The sequence below is a fragment of the Ancylomarina sp. YFZ004 genome, from assembly GCF_054254355.1.
In genome coordinates, this window is sequence record NZ_JBTCHQ010000006.1 from 129,419 (window position 1) to 151,671 (window position 22,253).

The 22,253-nt window shown below is 32.6% G+C and carries 19 protein-coding genes; 10 read left to right on the forward strand and 9 right to left on the reverse strand.

Annotated elements, in window-relative coordinates; genetic code table 11:
* Positions 1–41 precede the first annotated feature (41 nt).
* Positions 42–1,046 carry a dihydroorotate dehydrogenase-like protein gene (locus ACXR6G_RS11400; protein ID WP_458361556.1) on the forward strand — a complete coding sequence of 335 codons (1,005 nt, stop codon included), beginning with the start codon at positions 42–44 and terminating at the stop codon, positions 1,044–1,046.
* A gap of 194 nt (positions 1,047–1,240) precedes the next feature.
* Complete coding sequence (rplS, locus tag ACXR6G_RS11405; protein ID WP_458361557.1) at positions 1,241–1,588, forward strand: 50S ribosomal protein L19; 348 nt, start codon at positions 1,241–1,243, stop codon at positions 1,586–1,588.
* Positions 1,589–1,648: 60 nt separating this feature from the next.
* On the opposite strand, the gene ACXR6G_RS11410 is transcribed toward rplS, so the two are convergent.
* The 3 genes from ACXR6G_RS11410 to ACXR6G_RS11420 all read right to left on the reverse strand — a co-directional run bounded on the left by ACXR6G_RS11410 (position 1,649) and on the right by ACXR6G_RS11420 (position 4,482).
* Complete coding sequence (locus ACXR6G_RS11410) at positions 1,649–2,506, reverse strand: patatin-like phospholipase family protein (protein WP_458361558.1); 858 nt, start codon at positions 2,504–2,506, stop codon at positions 1,649–1,651.
* Positions 2,507–2,518: 12 nt separating this feature from the next.
* Positions 2,519–3,253, reverse strand: a complete 735-nt coding sequence (locus ACXR6G_RS11415; RefSeq protein ID WP_458361559.1) for a lysophospholipid acyltransferase family protein — start codon at positions 3,251–3,253, stop codon at positions 2,519–2,521.
* Positions 3,254–3,639: 386 nt separating this feature from the next.
* Positions 3,640–4,482: a hypothetical protein gene (locus ACXR6G_RS11420; RefSeq protein ID WP_458361560.1), complete on the reverse strand. Its 843-nt coding sequence runs from the start codon at positions 4,480–4,482 to the stop codon at positions 3,640–3,642.
* A 264-nt stretch (positions 4,483–4,746) separates the two neighbouring features.
* On the opposite strand from ACXR6G_RS11420, the gene ACXR6G_RS11425 reads away from it, so the two are divergent.
* Positions 4,747–4,890, forward strand: a complete 144-nt coding sequence (locus tag ACXR6G_RS11425; protein WP_458361561.1) for a hypothetical protein — start codon at positions 4,747–4,749, stop codon at positions 4,888–4,890.
* Positions 4,891–5,003: 113 nt separating this feature from the next.
* Here the strand turns inward: ACXR6G_RS11425 and ACXR6G_RS11430 are convergent, their stop codons facing one another.
* Together ACXR6G_RS11430 and ACXR6G_RS11435 are read right to left on the reverse strand one after the other, a co-directional pair.
* The gene (locus ACXR6G_RS11430; protein ID WP_458361562.1) at positions 5,004–6,278 is read right to left on the reverse strand and encodes a hypothetical protein; all 1,275 of its coding nucleotides are present in this window, start codon (positions 6,276–6,278) and stop codon (positions 5,004–5,006) included.
* Positions 6,279–6,544: 266 nt separating this feature from the next.
* Positions 6,545–7,249 carry an SIMPL domain-containing protein gene (locus ACXR6G_RS11435; protein WP_458361563.1) on the reverse strand — a complete coding sequence of 235 codons (705 nt, stop codon included), beginning with the start codon at positions 7,247–7,249 and terminating at the stop codon, positions 6,545–6,547.
* Positions 7,250–7,720: 471 nt separating this feature from the next.
* Here ACXR6G_RS11435 and ACXR6G_RS11440 point away from each other — a divergent pair, with 471 nt between their 5' ends.
* A complete protein-coding gene (locus tag ACXR6G_RS11440) occupies positions 7,721–8,311 on the forward strand; it encodes a hypothetical protein (protein WP_458361564.1) in 591 nt (196 codons plus the stop codon).
* Between the two features lie 23 nt (positions 8,312–8,334).
* On the forward strand, positions 8,335–9,756 hold the full coding sequence (locus ACXR6G_RS11445; protein WP_458361565.1) for a flotillin family protein: 1,422 nt from the start codon (positions 8,335–8,337) through the stop codon (positions 9,754–9,756).
* A 62-nt stretch (positions 9,757–9,818) separates the two neighbouring features.
* Here the strand turns inward: ACXR6G_RS11445 and ACXR6G_RS11450 are convergent, their stop codons facing one another.
* The 4 genes from ACXR6G_RS11450 to ACXR6G_RS11465 form a co-directional block, all read right to left on the reverse strand.
* Positions 9,819–10,349, reverse strand: coding sequence for an NADPH-dependent FMN reductase (locus ACXR6G_RS11450; protein WP_458361566.1), 531 nt, complete (start codon positions 10,347–10,349; stop codon positions 9,819–9,821).
* A gap of 272 nt (positions 10,350–10,621) precedes the next feature.
* Positions 10,622–11,701: an ACR3 family arsenite efflux transporter gene (gene arsB, locus ACXR6G_RS11455; protein WP_458361567.1), complete on the reverse strand. Its 1,080-nt coding sequence runs from the start codon at positions 11,699–11,701 to the stop codon at positions 10,622–10,624.
* Positions 11,702–11,772: 71 nt separating this feature from the next.
* Entirely contained in the window at positions 11,773–12,195 is a 423-nt protein-coding gene (locus tag ACXR6G_RS11460; protein WP_458361568.1) for an arsenate reductase ArsC, read from the reverse strand.
* 34 nt (positions 12,196–12,229) lie between these two features.
* Positions 12,230–12,556 (reverse strand): ArsR/SmtB family transcription factor, encoded by a 327-nt coding sequence (locus ACXR6G_RS11465; RefSeq protein ID WP_458361569.1) that lies wholly within the window; start codon positions 12,554–12,556, stop codon positions 12,230–12,232.
* 267 nt (positions 12,557–12,823) lie between these two features.
* Between ACXR6G_RS11465 and ACXR6G_RS11470 the strand changes: the two genes are divergently transcribed.
* From ACXR6G_RS11470 to ACXR6G_RS11490, 5 genes are all read left to right on the forward strand, one after another.
* On the forward strand, positions 12,824–14,383 hold the full coding sequence (locus ACXR6G_RS11470) for a phage integrase SAM-like domain-containing protein (protein ID WP_458361570.1): 1,560 nt from the start codon (positions 12,824–12,826) through the stop codon (positions 14,381–14,383).
* Between the two features lie 522 nt (positions 14,384–14,905).
* Entirely contained in the window at positions 14,906–17,482 is a 2,577-nt protein-coding gene (locus ACXR6G_RS11475) for a tellurite resistance TerB C-terminal domain-containing protein (protein ID WP_458361571.1), read from the forward strand.
* A gap of 11 nt (positions 17,483–17,493) precedes the next feature.
* Positions 17,494–18,807, forward strand: coding sequence for an ATP-binding protein (locus ACXR6G_RS11480; protein WP_458361572.1), 1,314 nt, complete (start codon positions 17,494–17,496; stop codon positions 18,805–18,807).
* Complete coding sequence (locus ACXR6G_RS11485) at positions 18,807–20,939, forward strand: DEAD/DEAH box helicase (protein WP_458361573.1); 2,133 nt, start codon at positions 18,807–18,809, stop codon at positions 20,937–20,939. The genes ACXR6G_RS11480 and ACXR6G_RS11485 overlap by 1 nt, the downstream gene beginning before the upstream one ends.
* A gap of 84 nt (positions 20,940–21,023) precedes the next feature.
* Positions 21,024–21,833, forward strand: coding sequence for a hypothetical protein (locus tag ACXR6G_RS11490; protein ID WP_458361574.1), 810 nt, complete (start codon positions 21,024–21,026; stop codon positions 21,831–21,833).
* The last annotated feature ends 420 nt before the right edge of the window (positions 21,834–22,253 follow it).

Genomic DNA, 22,253 nt, shown 5'->3' on the forward strand with positions numbered 1-22,253 from the left:
TTATATTTGTTTCAGTCAAAATAAAATCAAAGAATACTAGCATGATAAATCTTGAAACCACCTATATGGGATTGACTTTAAAAAATCCCGTTGTAGTTAGCAGTTCTGGTTTAACCAACTCTGTTCGTAAAATTAAAATATTAGAAGAAAAAGGTGCTGGCGCTGTTGTTTTGAAGTCTCTATTCGAGGAGCAAATCACAAATGAAGCGTCTCATCTAATTTCGTCTGACCCTAAGAATACAGCTTATCCTGAAGCTGAAGATTATATTGTGAATTATGTGAAAGGCAATTCAATTTCGAATTATCTTGAGCTAATTCGTGAGGCTAAAAAAGCTGTTTCTATTCCTGTAATTGCTAGTATAAACTGTGTCTCATCTAAAGATTGGACCTCTTTTGCAAAGGAAATCGAGAAAGCCGGAGCTGATGCTATCGAGTTGAATGTTTTCATTGTACCTAATGATAAGAATAAATCTTCAGAAGCATACGAAAAGCTTTATTACGATGTATTTTCGGCTGTGAAGAAACAAGTGAATATTCCTATTGCAATGAAATTAGGAATCTACTTTACGAATATGATGGCAGTTGCTAATCGTTTAAATGCCGATGGAGCAGATGCATTAGTCTTGTTTAACCGTTTTTACGAACCAGATATTGATATCGATAAGATGGAAATGACTTCTGCGGAAGTATTAAGTTCTCCTGCTGATATTCGTAAATCCTTGCGTTTTGTTGGAATGATTAGTGATAAAATTCGCGGTATCGATATTTCTGCATCTACAGGAATTCACGATGGGGAAGCGGCCATTAAGCAATTGTTAGCTGGTGCTAAAACAGTTCAACTTTGTTCTACAATCTATGAAAATGGTTTTGATAGAGTGACTGATATCTTAGCTGATATCACAAAGTGGATGGAGAAGAAGGAATTTAAAACTGTTGATGAATTCAGAGGTAAATTGAGTTATGGTCAGGTTGAAGATTCAGCTATGTACGAAAGAGCTCAGTTTATGAAGTATTTTTCAAATAATCAGAAAGAAGTTTTACAATAGAACTTCAATTCAAAAATATTTAAGTCCGAATTACGATTCGGGCTTTTTTTATGATTTCTCCTTATTTGCATAAATATTCTGCTTGTGGATTGAGAAATAATTCTTACATTTGCGGCTAATTCGTGCGTAATCTCTGGCATCAAGATAGTTATATGTTTATATTGCGTTCGTGAATCTAAAAAAAAATCATTACGATGGATTTAATTAAAGTTGCTGAGCAAGCTTTTGCTGTTAACGTTGAGCTTCCTGTTTTTGGAGCAGGTGACACAATTAGTGTTTCTTACAAGATTAAAGAGGGTGCTAAAGAAAGAATTCAGATCTTTAGAGGTGTTGTTATTCAGGTTAAAGGTACTGGTACAACTAAAACTTTTACTATTCGTAAAATGTCTGGTAACGTTGGTGTTGAGAGAATCATCCCAATGTTTTCTCCATTAATCGATAAGATTGAAGTGAACAAAAGAGGTCGTGTACGTAGAGCTAGAATTTACTATTTACGTGCTCTTACTGGTAAGAAAGCTAGAATCAAAGAAAGAAGATTTTAATCAGCTTTTAAGAATATTGAAAAAAGCCTTCCATTTGGAAGGCTTTTTTTATGCTCTATTCTAAACTGATTTTGAGTTTAGCTCTTTGTATTTCTCAATGGCAATTTTTCCCATTTCTTTCCCCGTTTTATAATCATCAAGCAATATTTGATAGTCCTGCGTAAATCGATTGGTTTTGAAATAATCGGGAGGACATATTTCAATAATCTCGACACCTTTGGGGGGATTGTGAATGAAATCGATAGATTGATTATAGACCTTGTAGCGATTTTTAATGGCTTTTAGGAGTCCCTTGTGTTTTGAAAAGATGAAGTTTGCCATTTTGAATTCCAGTCCATTGTTCATTCTGTATGATTCTGGACGAGATCGTAAAACCATGATACGTGTTGCTCCTTTTTCGTAAGCTCGCTCAACTGGAATAGGTGCAGCAACACCACCGTCAGATACAACATGTCCTTCAATTTTTAGAAAATTCCGATAGAAAAGAGGAATAGTACAGGAGGCTTTTAAGTAGTGACTTAGGTTTTGGGCATTTGGATTAAGAAAGAAAGCTTCGCCATTGTCATTTCGAGTGAAGCCAATTTCAAAATCGATATTTTTCTCAAAAAGTAGATCTGTATTTATGGGAAGGTCCTTTTCTGTGACATCCCAAAGCCAATCAAGGTCGATGTAGTGATTGCCTTTAAGAAAATTCCGAAGACTAATATAATCAGGATGTAGCGAGTATTTAGTATATACCTCAAAATTCCGCCCCATATGGTCGGCAAGATATGCTGCTGCATTTATCGATCCTGCAGAAACACCAATAACCATATCAAAGGGATTGAAAGCATCTTCAAGAAATTGGTCCATAATACCAGCAGAAAAGATGCCACGCATGGCACCGCCTTCAATCACTAATGCTGTTTTTTCTGCCATATGATTTATCTATTATTGTCCCAACTCGATACGAATCAAATTTTCAATTTTTAAGCATAGTTCATCAGCTGTGTAATCTTTGGGTTCAATGGCTTCTAAAATAGAATAGCTTCCTTTTTCTCCGAATGAAAGAGGAAAGGAACCCTTGCGCTCAATTTTATAATTACCATCAACTACGAAAGGAACAATCAGCGAATTAGGCGCTTCTTCCAATAAAGTAGCAAGACCACCTGATTTAAATTGTCTAATTGTGCCAGTTTTACTTCGAGTTCCTTCTGCAAAAACACAAGCACAATAGTTTTTTTCAAAAATGAGTTTACCCAATTTACGAATTTCTCCTAAAGCTTGAGCTCTATTCTTCCTCATAATTAAGGCTGCGCCAGAATGACGAAGATTATAAGAAATACTTGGTATGTTTTTAGCTAATTCAATTTTAGATATAAACTTAGGATGGTGTTTTCTGAACAGCCAAGCAATAGGAGGAATATCATATGCTCCTTGATGATTCGAAACCACAATAATTGGACGATCAGTAGGTAATTTAGCTTTATTGGTGAATTTTACTCTAAAACCAATAACCCATACCAAGCGCATGAGAATATAGTTTAGAATGTCAACTGATACTTTATGAGCCTGATATCCGAAAAGTGTTTTGCAAATCACTTGAATAGGATGAAAGATAACCAAAGCAAGGATGAATAGGAAATAAAATAAGGGTGTAGTAATATAAGATAGTATCTTTTTCATAGGGGGAAATTAAATTTTTCAATAGTTCATTTAACACTCTCACAATTGATATCAGTTTCACGTATCATTAATAATGGCTTGGACTATTAATGATTTTAATGATCTATTGATTTAAAACACCACAAAAATAAAAAACGATAGTTGATTACCAACTATCGTTTTTAAATATCCTTCGATTACTTACTATATATGTGTTTTCTTATCTCTCAATATATTATCTCAGTACATTGATGAAGTACAATGTTACTGAAATTGACACCCTAAAGAAAGGAATACAAAGTTTTAGCAAGAATATAAATGCATAGAGGAGTATGATTACTCCCCTATGTGTTTTTTGCTGAGATTGTTTGAAGGAAAGTATCTAAATATTTGAGCTTTACTTGAATTTAAAAATTCACTGTAATAGGATTTTCCCAAGTTTCATCTAGCGTTATGTTGAATGGAGTGTTTTTAGTTGTTGTCTCATCTTTTAATATCTCACCTGAAATAGTTGTTGTACAATTAGGAGCTAGTGGTACATCATTTATTGTTCTTATTTTTATAATAGTATTTGATTCTGCATTATACACTGAAACTTTAACTGTTGCTAAATAAGGTGCATCATTTACTATATTGGGTACTAATAGTTGTGATGTTTTATTTGATGATGGGAAACTATTGTAAACAGCTGCACCATCAGCAGCACGTGTTCCCATCCAATATGTAGTAGGCATATTTTGAATTTCAATACATAAGGCTCTAGTTCCTTCTATATCTGTAAAATTATAAGCTATTGCAGAAGATATACGCTTTAAATCAACAGTTACAGTATTTATTAAATTATCAGTTATCGTGAAGTCAACTTTACCTTTGAAGAATCCTGTGCTTGAAGCCTGCGCTCCATTCATTTCCCAAGAACAATTAATATATTCATTACCTACACTCATTGCTGCTCTATCTGTCAAGTCATGTCCTATTAATGTGACAGTATAGTCACCTGCTGGTAATTCATCAGCTATTGCTGTAGTAAACTGAATTGTTTTAACAAATGTACCATCTTTTTTAAATAATAAATATTCATAGATTGGTAATACTACGCCAGATTTTGTTTCTGTTATATTACTAGATAATGTATTAGTTGTAAAACTAACTTTGTTTAACTTTATCTCTGGCTTTACTTCAGCATCTTTGTCTTTTGAACATGAAGCTAATAATACAATTGTGCTTAAAAGGAATAATATTTTTTTCAATTTGTTTGATTTTAATATGATTAATTAGGATATAGATAATAATTACAATGACTAAATTATGAATTTTACATTTCCATTCCTACTGTCAAATCTGTCAAGTTCAGCAAACGTAATTGTTATGAACAATCAAAATGACTAGATTACATACCAAAAGCCCCCACCTTAAATTAGGCGAGGGCTTATCTATTTTTATATATCCCACTTTTTAGGAGTGGTTTATGCGTCTATCAATTCCTGATTTTTTTTTTAAGGACAAAACGAACCATGAATCTATTTTCTAATTCAATTTTCTGGAATTCGATTTGTGGAGCTGCATCTTCCATTGCCATGCTGGGCATGTCTCTAATCATCATTCTTTTTAGAACTATAAAAGAACTCCCTAAAAACGATAATAATTTTCAAGAATAGAAAAGGCTTGTAAGTTTCTTGATATAGATTCATATTTAACTTACACAGTTTGCGGGAAAGTGTCCTACAGACTATCTATATAAATGAACTAGTTTAACCAGCCTTTACTTAAATTAATTACTGTATGAAGTATATGTATGACCATCTACTTCATACGTCCAATTTATACTATACTTATATCTATCAAAATCATTACTTTTAGATAATGTGTATGTTTGCTTATTTCCTGTTCCTAGAGTAGATGGGAAATCATTTTTTTCTATTGGCACGACTGTATTTGTATGGGTGTCTTTTATTTCTATATTAGTTATTTTTATTAATCTCCCAGAATTATTTTCAATGATAAATTGTTTACAATAAAGCTTACCGCCACTTGTCAAAGTAGTATTCATATTAACATCAGTAGATATCGTTGACTCTTTAAATGCAGGTAAAGCTGCTAAATAAGCTAATCTGTCTGTCTCAAAACGTTCTAAATCCTCAGCTAATACATATACTGTGGTATTTTTCTGCTCACCTGATGTGAAAACGACTAAATAGTCAAATATGGTAGAGATAGTTATTAACTTTGCATTATCATTACTAAGTAAGAACATATCATCCGCCAAGAAAATATATGAATACTCCTCTCCAGAACTTTTTATGAAAACATTTTCTGTAAATCTAATTGCATCAGCATCAATTTGCTTGCTGTAGCTATTATAGATGCTTTCTAAGTTTAGTTCAGGATTAGTGGTGATCTTATAATACCTTTTACCGATAAACTTATTAGGCCCAACATAGACATTCTTCTTTAGTTCAGTTAACTGTATTTTCAAGTCTTCGATTAAGTCTTGTAATGCTTCAATAGTTTCATTAGATTGATCTGCATCTTCTGTAATTGCAGCATTCATATCAATCAACTCTGCCAACTTAGTTTCAATAGCTAAGATCTTAGTACTAAGTGATGATAAAGATTCAATAGTTGATTCTAATTCAGCAACTTTAGTTTGTAAAGCTTCCAATTCAGCTACTTTGTCTTTTAATTTTTCTAATTCAACAACTTTAGCTCGTAAAACTTCTAATTCAGTAACTTTATCTGTTAATTTTTCCAATTCAGCAATTTTAGCTTGTAAAGCTTCCAACTCAGCAACTTTATCTTTTAATTTTTCTAATTCAGCAATTTTAACTTTTAATTGTTCTAATTCGTCAAGTTTAGCTCGTAAAGACTCTAAATCTGTAATTTGATCTTGTAAAACCTCTAGCTTAATAGTCATATTATTAATTAATTCAGCCATCGCGCCTTCCAGGTTTTCAATACGCTCAGTTAATGCTGAGTCATCATATGCTTTATTACATGCAGTAAACATTGTAATAGCCAATACGAATACCAATAATATTTTTTTCAATTTGCTTAGTTTTTAAGATGACTATCTAGTATTATCATAATACGAGATAAGTATGATAATTAAGGCGGCGAAATTATGAATAATAGATTTTTGTTCCTACTGTCAAATCAGTTAAGTTGATAATTTTGATAAACGCAAATATTATGAACAGCAAACGCGTTTTATGTCATACCAAAAGCCCTCACCTTAAATTAGGCGAGGGCTTAGCTATTTTATATATGCCACTTTTTCGGAGTGGTTCATGCATCTATCAATTTTTGTTTTTTTTATTTCAGGCTAAAACGAACCATAATTCTGTTTTCTAATTCAATTTTCTGAAATTCGATTTGTGGAGCTGCATCCTCCATTGCCATGTCAGCCATACCTCTTATCATCATTCTTTTTTCTTGTGGTCGAGAGTTGTACATATTATATGAGCCTTCGTTAATATAAATGGCTTTCCCAATTTCTTGATCTAGTGCTGCTGTTAAAGCTTTTGCTTTGGTTTTAGCATCCTTAATCGCTTTTACCTTAACTTCAAGTTTGAATTCTTCAATTTTTGAATGATCAACCTTTTCGATTTGAATATTCGATATGCCAATTTTTTCCAAAGAAGAAAATAAGCTCGAAAGCGTTTTTGTATCGTGTACAATCACTTGAAAATCTTTCGATTTCATGATGTCTTTTTTCTTTAGAAAGTAAGTTTTAAAGTTACTGGTGAAATCTTGAACAGAAACCTGTTTTTCAAGGTCTAGACCAATTTGCTTTAAAGTCTTAAACATTTTTTTTTCCAACTGATCAACGCTTTCCTTATTTTTTGTATCGCGTTCACTTAGGTTGATATTTAGGTAAATCTCATCAGGAACAATTTCCATCTTGGCATTACCATTCACTTCAATATAATTCTGATCTATAAAATTCTTTGTTCCTGACTGTGCGGAAGAGAATTGTGTGATTAAAAGGGCAAAGCCCAATAGAATAAATTGTTTCATGTGTCTATAATTTAATTTTAAATTGTCACATGGAAGTCGCCTAAATAGTCATGTTTCGCAAACTCAAGAGGGCTAAAGCCGTACTTTTTTGTTTGGAAAGACTTGCTAATGGCTCGTTTCATGCTTATATGTTTTTAGTTAATTCTTATTATGATACCAAAACTACAGATTGGTTGCGTCGTGCTTATAAATTTCCAATATTTTATTTGTGTTTTGAGATTTATCCTACACAATTACTGTGCCATTTTCTTTTAGCTTATGAGACATTCTTGGGCTTGCAGGCAAACTTTTTAAGACTCTTCTTTTTAAATTCAATTCAAAATTCAGATTTGTGAATTACATTTTTATCCTTGCAAAGGCTAATAAAAACCTGAGAGACATAAAGTACAACTAAAATTTACATAAGGAAGTATTAATTTTGTTTGGTTATCAATAATTATAATTACTTTCATAACCCTAAACTATATAACTATGACGCTATTTATTCTAAATGATTGGGCTTCGTTGAGCTTAATTGAACAATTTTTCTGGGGAATTGCCATCATCTTTTCGGTTTTATTTATTCTACAACTAATCTCCAGTTTTGTAGGTGGTGATGTCGATGGTATGAGTGCCGAAGGCGACGCGGATATTTCTGTGGAAGGGGATACGGGAATCGATTTCCAATTCTTTTCATTAAAGAATCTCGTGGCATTTTTCACCATTTTCGGATGGACTGGAATTATTTGTGTCGGTTCAAATCTGAGCCCACTTGTGTCGACATTGATAGCCACACTTGCCGGATTGATCATGATGCTAATTATGGCTTCGATCATGTATTTTATGGGTAAATTGACAGAAGATGGCAGTCTGAGATTGAAAAATGCCATAGGCAAATCAGGGACGGTTTATCTTCCGATTCCTGCAAAAAGAGCTGGCATGGGACAAGTACAAATTCAAGTTCAAGGGCTTCAAACTTTGGATGCTTATACCGACTCCGATCAGGATATTACTACTGGTGCACTGGTTGAGGTAGTCGATGTTTTAAATGATCAAATATTAATCGTTAAACCAAGTGTTTAATCACTAAATTATAATAATAAAAAATGGGAGAGTATATTTTATTTTTGTTTGCCGCTGTGGCATTGTTTATTTTCATCTTAATTGTTTCGCTAATTAAGCGATATAAGAGATGTCCTTCTGACCGAATTTTAGTCGTTTATGGTAAAGTTGGTAAGGGTGTAGAGACCGAATCGCGTTCGGCTAAGTGTATTCATGGGGGTGCGGCCTTTATCTGGCCAATTATTCAAGATTATTCATTTCTTGACTTAACGCCTATTTCCATTGAAATCAATCTGACCAATGCCCTAAGTAAGCAGAATATTCGTGTGGATGTTCCATCTCGTTTTACTGTCGGTGTCTCAACTGAATCGGGCGTTATGACCAATGCCGCTGAACGTTTATTGGGTTTATCACAAGAGAATATTAGTAATTTGGCCAAAGATATCATTTTTGGACAGTTGCGTTTGGTTGTGGCTACTATGGATATTGAAGAGATCAACTGTAACCGTGATAAGTTTTTGGCTGCAGTTTCTTCTAACGTGGAAGCTGAACTGAAAAAGATTGGTTTGAAACTGATCAATGTGAATGTCACTGACATCAACGATGAGTCAGGTTATATTGAAGCATTGGGTAAGGAAGCTGCTGCTAAGGCGATAAATGATGCCAAGCAATCTGTAGCTGAGAAGAATCGTGATGGTTCTATTGGTGCGGCAAATGCACATCAGGATCAACGTGTAAAGGTTGCTAAAGCTGATGCGAGTGCTGTTGAGGGTGAGAATACCGCTAAAATTACCATTGCCAACTCTGATGCAATCAGAAGAGAGAGGGAAGCTGAAGCTGAGCGTTTAGCTTCTGCTGCTGAGAAAGTAACTCAGGCGCGTGCTCTAGAAGAGGCCTATGCTGCAGAGCAAAATGCTGAAGATGCCCGTGCGACTCGTGATAAGGCATCTCAAACTGCCGATATTGTGATTCCTGCTGAAATTGATAAGCAGAAAATTGAAATTGCTGCTGAGGCGATTGCCGAGCAAACTCGTCGTCATGCTAAAGGTGAGGCTGATGCAATTTTCATGAAAATGGAAGCTGAAGCGAAAGGTATCTATGAGATTTTGAGTAAGCAAGCTGAAGGTTTCGATAAAATTGTGAACGCTGCAGGTAGCGATGCTAAGGATGCTGTCATGTTAATGATTGCTGATAAATTACCAGAATTGGTTAAAACTCAGGTTGACGCTATTAAGAATATCAAGATCGATAAGGTAACTGTTTGGGAAAATGGTGGCGGAAAAGATGGTAAGACATCTACCGCTAACTTTATGCAAGGAATGATGGGATCTATACCTCCAATGGAAGAGCTTTTCAAAATGGCGGGAATGGAACTACCAACTTACTTGGGTAAAAAAGTTGAAGACTCAGAGGCCGTTGCTTTCGAAGATGTTTCTAATGATGATAGTAAGCAAGTTGAAGATTAAGCTATAGGCTATTATATATTGAATAGGGCTGTTGGAAATTTGTTTTCAACAGCCCTATCTGTTTAAACTAAAACGGTTCTAAAATGATTTAAGGCTTCTGTATATTCTAAATTCATTTGTTTGTCTGTAATGGTTTCGTTTTGGTAGTTATCGTAAAAACTCCCTAAACTAAAGTCAGAAACCACATTGCCACCTAAAAAAGGAATAAAGATTTTTACATGAGCAATGGCATATTTCCCTCCATTGGGTCCTGGAGAAGTACTGAGTAATAAGATATCCTTCTTTCCAAAGATGTTTTGATCAATTCGTGATAGCCAATCCAGTGTGTTTTTGAATAGGGCAGTTATTGATCCATTATGCTCTGGAATAGCAATGATATAAGCATCATAGGATTGTAGTTTAGTAAACAATTCCTGAATTTCATTCGGAATCCCGTGTTGCTCTTCAATATCGATACTATAAATAGGTAAGTTCTGATTTAAGTCTATTACGCTTGTATTGCTCTGATCAATCTGATTTAATGCATTTGATAATAGTTCCCTGTTGATTGATTTAGAACTGCTACTGGTTGAGATTCCTGCAATTTTTTTCATCTGTATAATTTTATTTTAATAGTTTTATTAAATATGAGAGTAAGTACGTTTAACTCTTTATAGCAGATACGACTGCTACCTCTCTTTTTCTTACTATTACAAATCTCTGCAATTATCGGATCATTAAAATTAAAGTAGTTTAAGAAATGACGATTTCAGATTTTTAATAATCAAATGAAAGAAAAAAAGCCACCCTTTGCAGGATGGCTTTAAGCATATTAATCTTGGTTTAGTTGTAAGTAAACGTTCAATAAAATAAGTAATATGCTATTCTAGTTTATATCATTTGCACACTTCACTTCAGGAGCTTTATCTCCGAAATATTTCTTCTTAAAGCGTAGTGATAAGTTGACAAGGGCAATCAAAACAGGCACTTCAACCAAGGGACCAATAACGGCAGCAAAGGCAACGCCTGAATCGATACCAAAGACTGCAATGGCAACCGCAATGGCTAATTCGAAATTGTTACTGGCAGCTGTGAACGATAGAGTCGCTGTTTTAGCATAGCCAGCATTCATCTTTTTCCCCATAAAGAATGAAACCAGGAACATGATCACAAAATAGATCAGTAAGGGGATGGCGATTCTAACCACATCGAAAGGCAGTTGGACAATATGCTCACCCTTAAGTGAAAACATTACAAAAATGGTAAATAAAAGTGCCACTAGAGTTAGTGGACTAATCTTAGGAATAAACTTTTCCTGATACCATTGCTTGCTCTTTCTCTTTAAAAGCAGGTAACGTGTCAGCATACCCGCCAGAAAAGGAATTCCGAGGTAGATGAATACAGATTCGGCTACTTCACTCATTGTAATGTTGACAACAGAGCCTTCTAAACCAAAATATTGGGGTAGTAAGGTGATGAAAACATAGGCATAGATGGAAAAGAAAAAGACCTGAAAGATACTGTTGAAGGCTACCAGGCCTGCAGCGTATTCCGTATCGCCTTTAGCCAAATCATTCCATACAATTACCATGGCAATACATCGTGCCAAGCCAATTAGAATAAGACCTGTCATATACTCAGGGTAATCTCTTAGAAATAGAATAGCCAGACCAAACATCAAAGTAGGTCCCAGAACCCAATTTTGAACTAAAGATAGAAGAAGGATTTTTCGGTTTTTAAAAACATCTTTCAACTCCTCATATTTTACTTTTGCAAGTGGGGGATACATCATGATGATCAAGCCAATTGCAATCGGAATATTGGTACTTCCGTAGGACATTGAATTCCAGAAATTGGCGATGTTAGGAAATAAGAATCCCGATGCAACCCCAACGGCCATGGCGACAAAAATCCAGAGGGTTAAATACCTATCCAGGAATGATAATTTTTTAGTTAAGCTTCCCATTATATTTATGTGGTTAAATTTTGGTTAAGGCTTGTCTGTTGTCAATTATCAATTTTTGACTCTTCGACTTTTTATTTATTAATGATATATTCTTCGTTAAACTTGGCAAAATCACGACGAATTTCATCTCGAACTCTTCTGAAAACATTCATAACTTCTTCTTCGTTACCTGGAGCGTATGCAGGATCGTCGAAACCAATGTGTAAGCGTTTCCCAACGGGTCCTGTAAAGGCAGGACATGCATCTTTTGCTCCACCACAAACTGAAATTAAAAAGTCAACACCTTCCTCAAGGAATACATCAACCATTTTAGGTCTCAAGTCACTGATGTCTATACCAATCTCGGCCATCGCCTTAACGGCTTTAGGATGTACTTCATTGGCAATTTTGGTTCCAGCCGAAACGACCGTTAGTTCTGGGTTGATATCTCTTAAAATGGCTTCACCCATTTGGCTACGGCAAGAGTTGCCAGTGCATAAAATAAGTACTTTCATCTATCTGTATTTAAAATTTGATTGTTTTTGAGTTTTAACAACATTCTTCGTTTTGAGGTTGAATCGCTCCAAAGAAAGCATTGAATGTTGAACCCAGACTTTCTATAGCAAGCTTATCGAGGCAATACCTCATCTTTAAACCTTCAACTTCACCTTTTATTAGCCCTATGGCTTTCAATTCCTTTAAATGTTGTGAAACGGTTGTCCGGCTAAGGGGCAGGTGGTCAGATATATCACCTGAAATACAGGTGTTGCAAGATGCTAGATATTGCAAGATGGCAATTCGTGCTGGATGCGACAGCGCTTTAGCTAAATTGGCCAGGGCTTGCTGCTCATCATTAAAAAGATTTAGTTTTTTCATACTCACAATGTTTAATGACGCAAACATACGACATTGTTTTGGGATTGCACATTAATGAATTGTTAAAAATTTAAAATATATTATTTTTGATTGTATTGCGGAAGATGCTGAGCGTTAAAGTATTATCATAATTAACCAAATTGTAAATTATTAATCTTAGGTCAAAAAATTAACAGGAAATTGTTTTTGTTAACAATTAATGTTAACATTATCAACAGGGATATTAACACTTTCATTCTTGTAATTATGGCTAAAATTAGTTTAATAATGTGGAGCAGAGAAATAGCTTCTAAAGATAAAATAAAAAAGTACCCACTTAAGATTAGAATCGTAGATAATAATAAAAAACTTACCTACATCAATCTAGGATTTTCTATTACGAAAAATCAATGGAGTAATGCTAATAAAGATGTTAAACGAAGTTGTAAAGATTATAAGAAAATTCAAATTGCTTTTGAGGAAGAAGAAGCTCGTTTGATGAAGGGTGGTGAAATTGATGTATCTAAATTATCAAATTTAACAAACAAGAATAATACTATCCAAAATTATTATGAACAATATTTAAAATATAAAAAAGAAAAGTTTACTTATTCTTGCTTCACCACTAACACATATGTTTATCATTTTGTTCTAAAATACCTTGATGATGTTGTAACTAATATTAACAAAATTGACAGAGATTTTATAACTGAATTCCATGAATTTTTATCTGATAAAAATAAAGTAGGTAAAAAATACAGTGTCAATACCATTCATTCTTATTTCTTTTCATTCTTAGGTTTTATTAAATGGGTGAATGTTAAGAAGAAGATGGATATTGAAATAAAATTTGCTAAGAATTTGGGTGAAACACCTAAAAAGAACCCTCAATATAATAAGTACCTAGATTATTATAAAGAAGTTTTGTTTAATATTAATTGGGCAAGGAAAATAAATAAGAAGAATTATCTTTTTATGGCTCGTTATATGCTTAGTATAAGCTTTTTAGGCATCAGGAATTCAGATTTGGCACTGATGAAGCTTAGTAATTTTAAGAGTAAATTTTCTTACACTGATGTTTGTATAGATGAAGAGCAAGATTTATTTAAGAAGATAAAACGAAATGATGTAGAATGTACTTATACCATGTTGAAGAATAGGGACACAACGATGCAATGGGATTTGAATGATGCAAGTTACAAGTATCTTATTTATTTTTTGGATAAAGATTTACAAATCGAATATTATAAAAAGTTTGATAATGCTATCCTTGGATGGTTAGCAGGTGGTATAAGCAAAGAAGTTTGGAAAGATGATATATCATTCAATAATTTGAGAATAATGTACGAGATACAGGGTAATGACGAATTCCGAAGAAGTTTTACGTTTAATAATGATATAAAATTAGAAGAAACAGGAGCTTTAATATCGCTTGATGAAACTGAAAAGATTAAATTTGCTAAGAGTCTATTTATCAGACAGGTTAAACGTGCTGATAAGGATAAGAGTAAGGATAGATATCTAACAGGTCATGCTACAGATGAATATGAAACAGCTACAGAAAAAAAGAAAATGAGCTTAAGAAATAATTGGAGTAATGCGTATGGTGATTCATTAAAAAAGACTTGTAAAATACATAATATTCCATACTCAAAGCCCCATGAAGCTCGTCATACGTTCGCTATGTTGTTGATGCTCAGTGCAGAAGAGACAGGCACTCCAATTGATATTTATGCTCTCAAGTCGGCAATGGGTCACCAATCGCTTCAAACCACTGAGAATTATATTTCTGATATGGGGGGAGAATCAATTTCACATGTTATAAGACCTGCTCTTACAACTTTATAGGTGTATTTGCACAACTGACAAACTACCAATATAAAAACCCTCTTAGAAATCCTTATATGGAATCTGAGAGGGTTTGTGGATAAATCGCTCCATTGTGTGCCACTATAATTGACACATTGGGATTTTTAGCTTTAAAGAATCCTCCCACACCTGTAAAGATAAATTCGGGATTCTTTGCGTTTTCAGATATGAATTATAATTGGTTGAAATATATAATTAAATTAACCCTTCTGAAGCCACGAAATAGCTTGAGGTTTTACCATTGAGTTCCGAATAATGACTTTAATGCTTGAAAGTTATCTTCGTTTATTCTCATGCTGTTTAATTTATGAATCTTACATGGAATTATTTATAATGAATCTATGTGTTATTTTCTATTATTGTTATGACTTTGTATTTTGGAATAATTAATTTTATTGTCAATTAAGACGATGAGTATCATCCTCCAAGATTGAATAATGAATTATAAACACCACCTTTTTTATATTCTTCATGAGTTGTTTAAAAAATAAATTTTCTGATATGGTATTACCATCATTCAGTGGTAGTATTAAGCTTGTATTATTCTTTGTGTTCACAGTAAATTCAATTAATGCTCAGGCTTCTGACCATTACGTTACAACTTCTGAACTAAATATGAGAAGTGGAGCAGGTTCTTCATTTAAATCTATAGAAGTCCTTACTAAAGGTGATACTGTGAAATTAATTGAGGTCATTAATTCTGATTGGGTAAAGATTCAAAAGAAAGATAAAATAGGTTACTCTTCCAAGCAATATTTAGAAGTAATTAAGATTGATGAAATCACGAAAACCGAAGAGAGTGATACCTTTCCATCATTATTGTTTTGGATTGTTTTTTTTGCAGTAAGCACAGTTGGTTTAACTGTCCGTGGGAATAAATATAGGAGCAAGTCATTTACGTCATTCCTTTCTCTCTTTTTTGGTTTTTTGGGGTTTCAACGATTTTATTTAGGACAAAAATCTCAAGGTGTTTTCTCAATTCTTTTTTGCTGGACTTTTATTCCTTTAATTATTGGACTGTTTGAAACTTTCAAATTTTCTCTAATGAGTGAGGTTGTTTTTAATAATAAGTATAACCTAGGTAAGTTTCGTAATAAGATGGAATTTGAAGAAACTAAAAAACAGAAAATAAAACCAAATATTATTGAAAAGCACTATACTCAACAGGAAGTTAAACAAGATTCAAAAACAATAAATAAAAAGAACATCCAATCTGTTGTGAGTGAATCCTCTTCTAAGAAATTATATTCTGATGTGCAGGTGGATTTACCAGCTAATAAGAGTGAGTCTGTTGATTCATCCATCATTGATGTTAATATGGTAGATTATGATTTGACTGTTGAGAAGTCAAATCATAATAATGAAGTTGCTTTAGAACCTCCATATTGGGAACCGACTTATGTATATTCTTATAATGAAATCAAATCAGCCTCTAAATCTCAGAAGATTTTTTTCTTTTATCTAAAGAACCAATTCCTTAATTATATATATGTAGATATTCAGGGATATACTAACTATGGATTTATTCTTTATTTTGATTTGTTAAGGGAGTTTGAAAATCATCAGGATATAAAATTACTTGAAGAACAATTCAAATTCTTAGGACAGATTTGTCCCAAAACGAAGAGCTATTCTTTAATATCATTGCAGGATTTGTTAAGAAAAAGAACAGATTCTTATTCAGAGGAATTGTTAAACAACTTACAAGAACCAAACTTTCAGTTTGAAAATGGTTATTCTGACTACAACCCTGATTTATATAAATTGGGAAATCAGTTTAAAGAAAAGCTTGGACTAACAAAACAAGAAATTGATTTATTAAATAAGTTTTATAATCCATCAAATGTTTTTACTTCGATTGAGGGCTGCGCTATAGTCGTTATAAATGTTTATTTGGCAGTTTTCAAAGAATTAAACATACAGCTTTCAGGCATTGGTTCTGATATTGATTTGGAATTAGACAAAATATTCGACAAAGTATGCGACATAGAGAACCTGACATTTAGTGACTATTATAAAGGTCAAAAACCATATTGGGCAATTAAACGATTTCACGAAGTAATTTTTATTGCTTACTATAAAGCTATAGAGAATCTGGTTAGAGAAAATTATGGTCATAAAAGAAAATTGTCATTTGAAAAGTATCATCCATATACTAAATCAACATCATATATAGATGAGACGATTGGTAACCTTATACAGGATTTAATAGCCGATAAAATTCAAGGGTTAAATGAACCTGACTTAGATACTCAAATAGCTTTAAATGCACAAAATGTGAATCGCTGGAAAATTGAGTTCACCGTTTTGAAAGATGATTTTAAGAAAGAAAAACAAGAACAATTTGTAAACGCAATAATAACACTAGAGGAGGCTAATCAAGAGAATCCGAACATAGAGAATATTTTCTTTGATGCATCAAAATTTATTGCAAAGTTTGATAAAGTAGAATCTTTAAGATACTACGCTAAATATATTTACTATGATTTAAAATCTAAAAAAGTTGATAGTAAGGAATTAACTAAGTCAGTTCAAAAAATATTATTTAATACAGAGGAACAATTTAATGATTTTAAGAAGATTATTTCTAGTTTGATTTCTACAAATGATTTACAATTAGCTTTAGATGAAATAGCCAAAATATATATTCAGAAAAGGAAGAAAATTATACTAGATAAGTCTGAAATAATTGATGTAGAACGGAAACATGATGGTACGGTTGAGCTGTTGAATGAATATTTAGAGAGTGAGGAAGAAGATGTCGTAGTAGAAAATAAATTGCCTGATGTAGAGAGTAAACTAGTCCCACATACTGGTATTGCTAACTCAATATTTATCCCAGAGATATCTGTGGATAAGGTGCAGGAGCAATTAGTACGAAATATTGTTGCGAATTCATTTGAAATTCATCAGGATGAAGTTGATAAATTTGCTTCAGAAAACGGAATGTTTAAAAATCAACTTATTGATAGTATTAATGAAGCTTGTGAAGAGTGTTTAGATGGAGAAGTATTGATAGAGGAAGACGATGAAAATTATATAATTGAGGCATCTTATTTCAAAGAAATAGCATTGTAATAAAATTAGATATGGCATTAAAATTAAAAGCAAAGGAGTCAACAGCAATTATTAATTCTTTATCAGGTGGGGTTGTTCCAAGAATTGGAGTACAACATATAACCGTGGGAAGAAAGCTTGAAATTGAAGCTTTTACTTCGGCTCTGGATGATGTGAAAAATGGTCATAGTATGGTCAAATTTTGGATTGGTGAATTTGGTTCAGGAAAATCTTTTATGCTTCATTTATTAAATACAGTTGCAACAAAGCAAAAGTTTGTAGTAGCAAATGCTGATTTTACACCAGATAATAGGTTGTACTCGAATGATGGAAAGGCTGTTGCTTTGTATAGTGCCATTATGGATAATGTAGCAATTCAAACTAAACCTGAAGGTGGAGCTTTGCCAACTTTGCTTGATAAATGGATTGAGCAAGTCGTAACTAAAACAGCACAGCTAAATAATATTCCAATCACTGAGATAAGAGATGAGTGTTACTTTAATCTTATTCAGGAAAATATTATGGAGACTGTAAATGAAGTTACTGATACTGGAGGTTTTGATTTTGGAGTAGTGGTAATAAAATATTACGAGGGGTACATAAAAGATGATGAGCATCTTAGACGTAATGCACTGAAATGGCTAAAAGGTGAGTATAGGACAAAAACTGAAGCACGTCAAGATTTAGGAGTCCGAGAAATCATTAATGATTTAAATTATTATAACATGCTTAAGAACTTCAGTCGATTATTCGTAAGCATGGGATATAGTGGTTTCATGATAAATCTTGATGAAGCAATTAATCTTTATAAAATTTCAACTTCGACAGCCAGAGCTAAAAATTACGAAAAAATTTTAACCATTTATAATGATTGTTTTCAAGGGAAAGTATCAAATCTATTTATAAATTTTGCTGGAACTAGAGAATTTCTTGAAAACGAGAGAAGAGGGTTGTTTAGTTATGATGCTTTGAAAACAAGACTTGAAACAAATAAGTTTGAAACGATAGAGTATCGTGATTTTGCTCAGCCTGTTATTAAGCTTAAACCCCTTACTCATAGTGAGATATTTGTTTTGCTTAATAAGTTGAAGGAAATTTTTGAATTAAATTTTGCCACTGTTGTGAATATTAATAAAGAAGATATTCAATCGTTTATGGAGGAAATGTTTAATAAACCAGGTGCTGATGAGTTTTTAACACCACGTGATGTTATTAGAGATTTCTTAAATATTCTAAGCATTTTACGACAGAACCCAGAGGTTAATAAAGCTGATTTAATATCGGATATTCAAATTTCTGATGAAAGACCTGAGGAGAGTATACTTAATTCAATAGAAGAGCTATAATGTCCTATAAACTATTATCTGAACCAATAAGGAAATACATCCGAGATAAACGTTGGGAATCATTACGACCAATTCAAGCTGCTGCAATCTCGAAAATTATATCATCTGACAATAACTATATACTAGCTTCAAGAACTGCTTCAGGAAAAACTGAGGCAGCATTTTTACCAATACTTTCTAAGACTGATTTTAACCAAATAGGAGTTCAGGTTCTGTATATATCACCATTGATAGCATTAATCAACGACCAGTTTTATAGGGTGGAAGATTTGTGTAGAGACCTTGAGATTAAGGTAACCAAATGGCATGGTGAAGCAAAGAAATCTTTAAAAACGGGTTTAATTAAAGACCCGAATGGTGTTGTTTTAATTACTCCAGAATCGCTAGAGGCGATGTTTGTTAATGCTCCGTATAATGTTTCGGTTCTGTTTGGAAACTTGAAATATATTGTAATTGATGAAATTCATTCGTTTTTGGGTGTTGATAGGGGGATTCAATTAATGTCCTTGCTATCAAGAATTCAGCAGGTAAATAAATTAAAAATATCAATAATCGGTTTATCTGCTACTATTGGTGATGATAACTATATTGAGGCTAAAAGGTTAACAGGTGATATTGTTGATACTAAAGTTTTATTAGATAGAACTAAGAAGGAAACCGAAGCGAAATTTAAATTTTTTAAAAATAGTACATCTGAATTATCTCTAGATTTTTTAAAAGACCTATACATTGAGACCCGTTCAAATAAAGTTCTTGTTTTTCCTAATAGTAGAGGTAGAACGGAGGAGGTTGCTGTAAAGCTTCGGAAAATTTCGGATAAGGTAAATGGACACAAATTTTATTACTCACATCATTCGTCAGTAGATAAAGAAATTAGGGAAAGTATCGAGCATTTTGCTAAGAATAATGAGCGATTCAATTTTTGTATATCATGTACATCAACACTGGAGCTTGGTATAGATATTGGTACAGTAGATAAAATTGTTCAAATTGATTCAACGCATTCTGTTGCATCATTAGTCCAAAGAATAGGGCGAAGTGGGCGTAGGGAAGGTGAGAGTAGTATTGTTAATATTTACGCCACAGATAAATGGAGTTTATTGCAGTCGTTAGCATGTTGGCTTTTATATAAGTCAGAGTTTTTAGAACCTATTAAGACAGCTGCTAAACCGTTTGATATCTTGTTACATCAATTACTTTCAATTGTAAAGCAATTATCAGGTTGTTCTAGAAATGAATTATTAAACAGGCTTAAAATCAATTTTGCTTTTAAATTGATAGATGAACAGGAGATTAATTCAATTATTGAAGAAGCAATTAAGTCTGATTATCTAGAGGTGATTCAACGGGAGGTTATACTTGGCATAGAAGGAGAAAATATTGTTAATTCAAGAGAGTTTTACAGTGTGTTCAAGACAGAACCAAACTTTAAAGTGATTCATTCTGGAAAGAAGATTGGAGATATACCATTTTCACCGCAAGTAAAAGTTGATGAAAATATATTGCTTGCTGCAAAAATATGGAAAATTAAGGATATTGATTTTGAAGGAGATAAAATTATCGTAATACCAGCAAGAGATGGAAAGAAACCAAAGTTCTTCGGTGGTGCTGGTAGTATTCATCCTAGAATAAGAGAGGAGATGTTAAGAGTTTTAAAAAATAATGAATACTATTCTGAACTTGATGATAATAGTAAGTCCATAATTGAAGAACTAAGACATGATTTTAAAGGATATCAAATAAATAATTTTGAATTTGACCGTCCAATAATAGTTAAAGAGAATAAATTGATTCTTTATACTTTCACAGGAACAAAAATTAATAAAAGCCTGAGTTTTTTAATGAGTCTAACTGGGCATGAAGTATCTCTTGATGACCATTCTAGTTCTCTTGAACTTTTAATAAATTTATCTGACTTCAAAGGATTAGTTAAAAATATCAATGAAGTTTATTCCAAAATCAATAGCTATTTAGAGATAGAGCTGGAAAAGAATGAATCTCTACTTGGATTTTCTAAGTGGGGTGCATACTTACCAATAAAGTATCAATGCGAGATTATAAAAGAAAGATATTTTGATTTTGAATCTGCAATTGATTTGTTGAATGGAATTAAACTTGTTGAGCAAAATTGATATTAGGGTTGGGATTTACGAAATATTTAAAGAAAAATAATTAATCATTATTTCACGAAGATGGGTAGGGTAAAAGAATATATGATGGAACTTCAAGAAACAGCTGAAGATAGGCATCTAGCAAAGATTTTGGGGATTAGTTACGAAGATTTAATTGAATTAGATTGGAATATAGAAACTGATGAAAGTGAAGATGGTTTAATTTATTACTATTATATAGAGTTTGATAAGAACTCTCCAGCTGAAATACTTTCAAAGATTGATAGACTTGATGATGATTATCACGTAAGAATAGAGTCTTGGGAATATAATGCAGGGTATGATTATATAAATGACCAGTTTGATGTAATTACTGAAAGTCGTTTTACCCATATGTCTTTTAATAAGGAGCTTGATAATCTAAAGGAGCTAAGTCAGCTTCAGGCTAATGGAGATAAACTGAAAAAGATTCTTAATCGTCAAATTTTCATTAGTATTATTGGGGCAATGGAGAGTTATTTATCTGAGGTTTTCTTGAAACTGATTTTTAATGACCATCAGTATTTTCAGTCATTTGTTGAAACTCATCCTGATTATAGAACAAGGAAATTTGAGCTTAGAGATATTTTTAAACAACAAAATGAGCTTGAATCTACTGTTAAAAAAACAATACTAGATACAATATTTCATAACCTTTGGTCGGTTAGAAATATGTTTGAAAAGACTTTTGATATAGAATTTCCTTCTATTGAAGAAATGAAGCATCATGTTTTTATTCGTCATCATTTAGTTCATAGGAATGGGAAGAATAAAGAAGGGATAGAAGTCGAAATTGATGATTCTCAGATTGATAAATTATTAGACGATACAAAGAGTTTTGTTAATACGATTTCTGAAGAGTTAAATATTAATTAAAATTAGATTCTATGTTGTTCGTTTTTATTCGAATAAACCTTCCTCTGGAATAGTAAAATTACTTTAGAATTTATGTTGACTAACAAATAACTCACTTGCATAAGATTAAGAATAGAATCTAATTATATCATAATTTTAAATGACATATTACTATGTATTACGAAGATGAGCAAGAAAATAGAAATGAGGATGAAAATAGACCTGACCCATACAATCACATTTATGGATACTTTGTTGTAGGTTTTTTTATTTGTCTTCTAGTTATATGGGCGAAAAGTTGTGGGATTTAATATCTATACCGACACATTATTATTACCCAAGTCTCATCCTGTCAAATTAGCAAAAGGTCTTTTATTAAAAGATGTAATATAATGCTTAAGTAATAGTTTTTCAATTTCTCTGGGGTCTTCGGTAGGTGTA

Excerpts from the sequence above, each read along its gene's own strand:
- ACXR6G_RS11400 (WP_458361556.1), top strand. The coding sequence starts at position 42 with ATGATAAATCTTGAAACCACCTATATGGGATTGACTTTAAAAAATCCC.
- rplS (WP_458361557.1), top strand. The coding sequence starts at position 1,241 with ATGGATTTAATTAAAGTTGCTGAGCAAGCTTTTGCTGTTAACGTTGAG.
- ACXR6G_RS11410 (WP_458361558.1), bottom strand. The coding sequence starts at position 2,506 with ATGGCAGAAAAAACAGCATTAGTGATTGAAGGCGGTGCCATGCGTGGC.
- ACXR6G_RS11415 (WP_458361559.1), bottom strand. The coding sequence starts at position 3,253 with ATGAAAAAGATACTATCTTATATTACTACACCCTTATTTTATTTCCTA.
- ACXR6G_RS11425 (WP_458361561.1), top strand. The coding sequence starts at position 4,747 with ATGAATCTATTTTCTAATTCAATTTTCTGGAATTCGATTTGTGGAGCT.
- ACXR6G_RS11435 (WP_458361563.1), bottom strand. The coding sequence starts at position 7,249 with ATGAAACAATTTATTCTATTGGGCTTTGCCCTTTTAATCACACAATTC.
- ACXR6G_RS11440 (WP_458361564.1), top strand. The coding sequence starts at position 7,721 with ATGACGCTATTTATTCTAAATGATTGGGCTTCGTTGAGCTTAATTGAA.
- ACXR6G_RS11445 (WP_458361565.1), top strand. The coding sequence starts at position 8,335 with ATGGGAGAGTATATTTTATTTTTGTTTGCCGCTGTGGCATTGTTTATT.
- ACXR6G_RS11450 (WP_458361566.1), bottom strand. The coding sequence starts at position 10,349 with ATGAAAAAAATTGCAGGAATCTCAACCAGTAGCAGTTCTAAATCAATC.
- arsB (WP_458361567.1), bottom strand. The coding sequence starts at position 11,701 with ATGGGAAGCTTAACTAAAAAATTATCATTCCTGGATAGGTATTTAACC.
- ACXR6G_RS11460 (WP_458361568.1), bottom strand. The coding sequence starts at position 12,195 with ATGAAAGTACTTATTTTATGCACTGGCAACTCTTGCCGTAGCCAAATG.
- ACXR6G_RS11465 (WP_458361569.1), bottom strand. The coding sequence starts at position 12,556 with ATGAAAAAACTAAATCTTTTTAATGATGAGCAGCAAGCCCTGGCCAAT.
- ACXR6G_RS11470 (WP_458361570.1), top strand. The coding sequence starts at position 12,824 with ATGTGGAGCAGAGAAATAGCTTCTAAAGATAAAATAAAAAAGTACCCA.
- ACXR6G_RS11475 (WP_458361571.1), top strand. The coding sequence starts at position 14,906 with ATGGTATTACCATCATTCAGTGGTAGTATTAAGCTTGTATTATTCTTT.
- ACXR6G_RS11480 (WP_458361572.1), top strand. The coding sequence starts at position 17,494 with ATGGCATTAAAATTAAAAGCAAAGGAGTCAACAGCAATTATTAATTCT.
- ACXR6G_RS11485 (WP_458361573.1), top strand. The coding sequence starts at position 18,807 with ATGTCCTATAAACTATTATCTGAACCAATAAGGAAATACATCCGAGAT.
- ACXR6G_RS11490 (WP_458361574.1), top strand. The coding sequence starts at position 21,024 with ATGGAACTTCAAGAAACAGCTGAAGATAGGCATCTAGCAAAGATTTTG.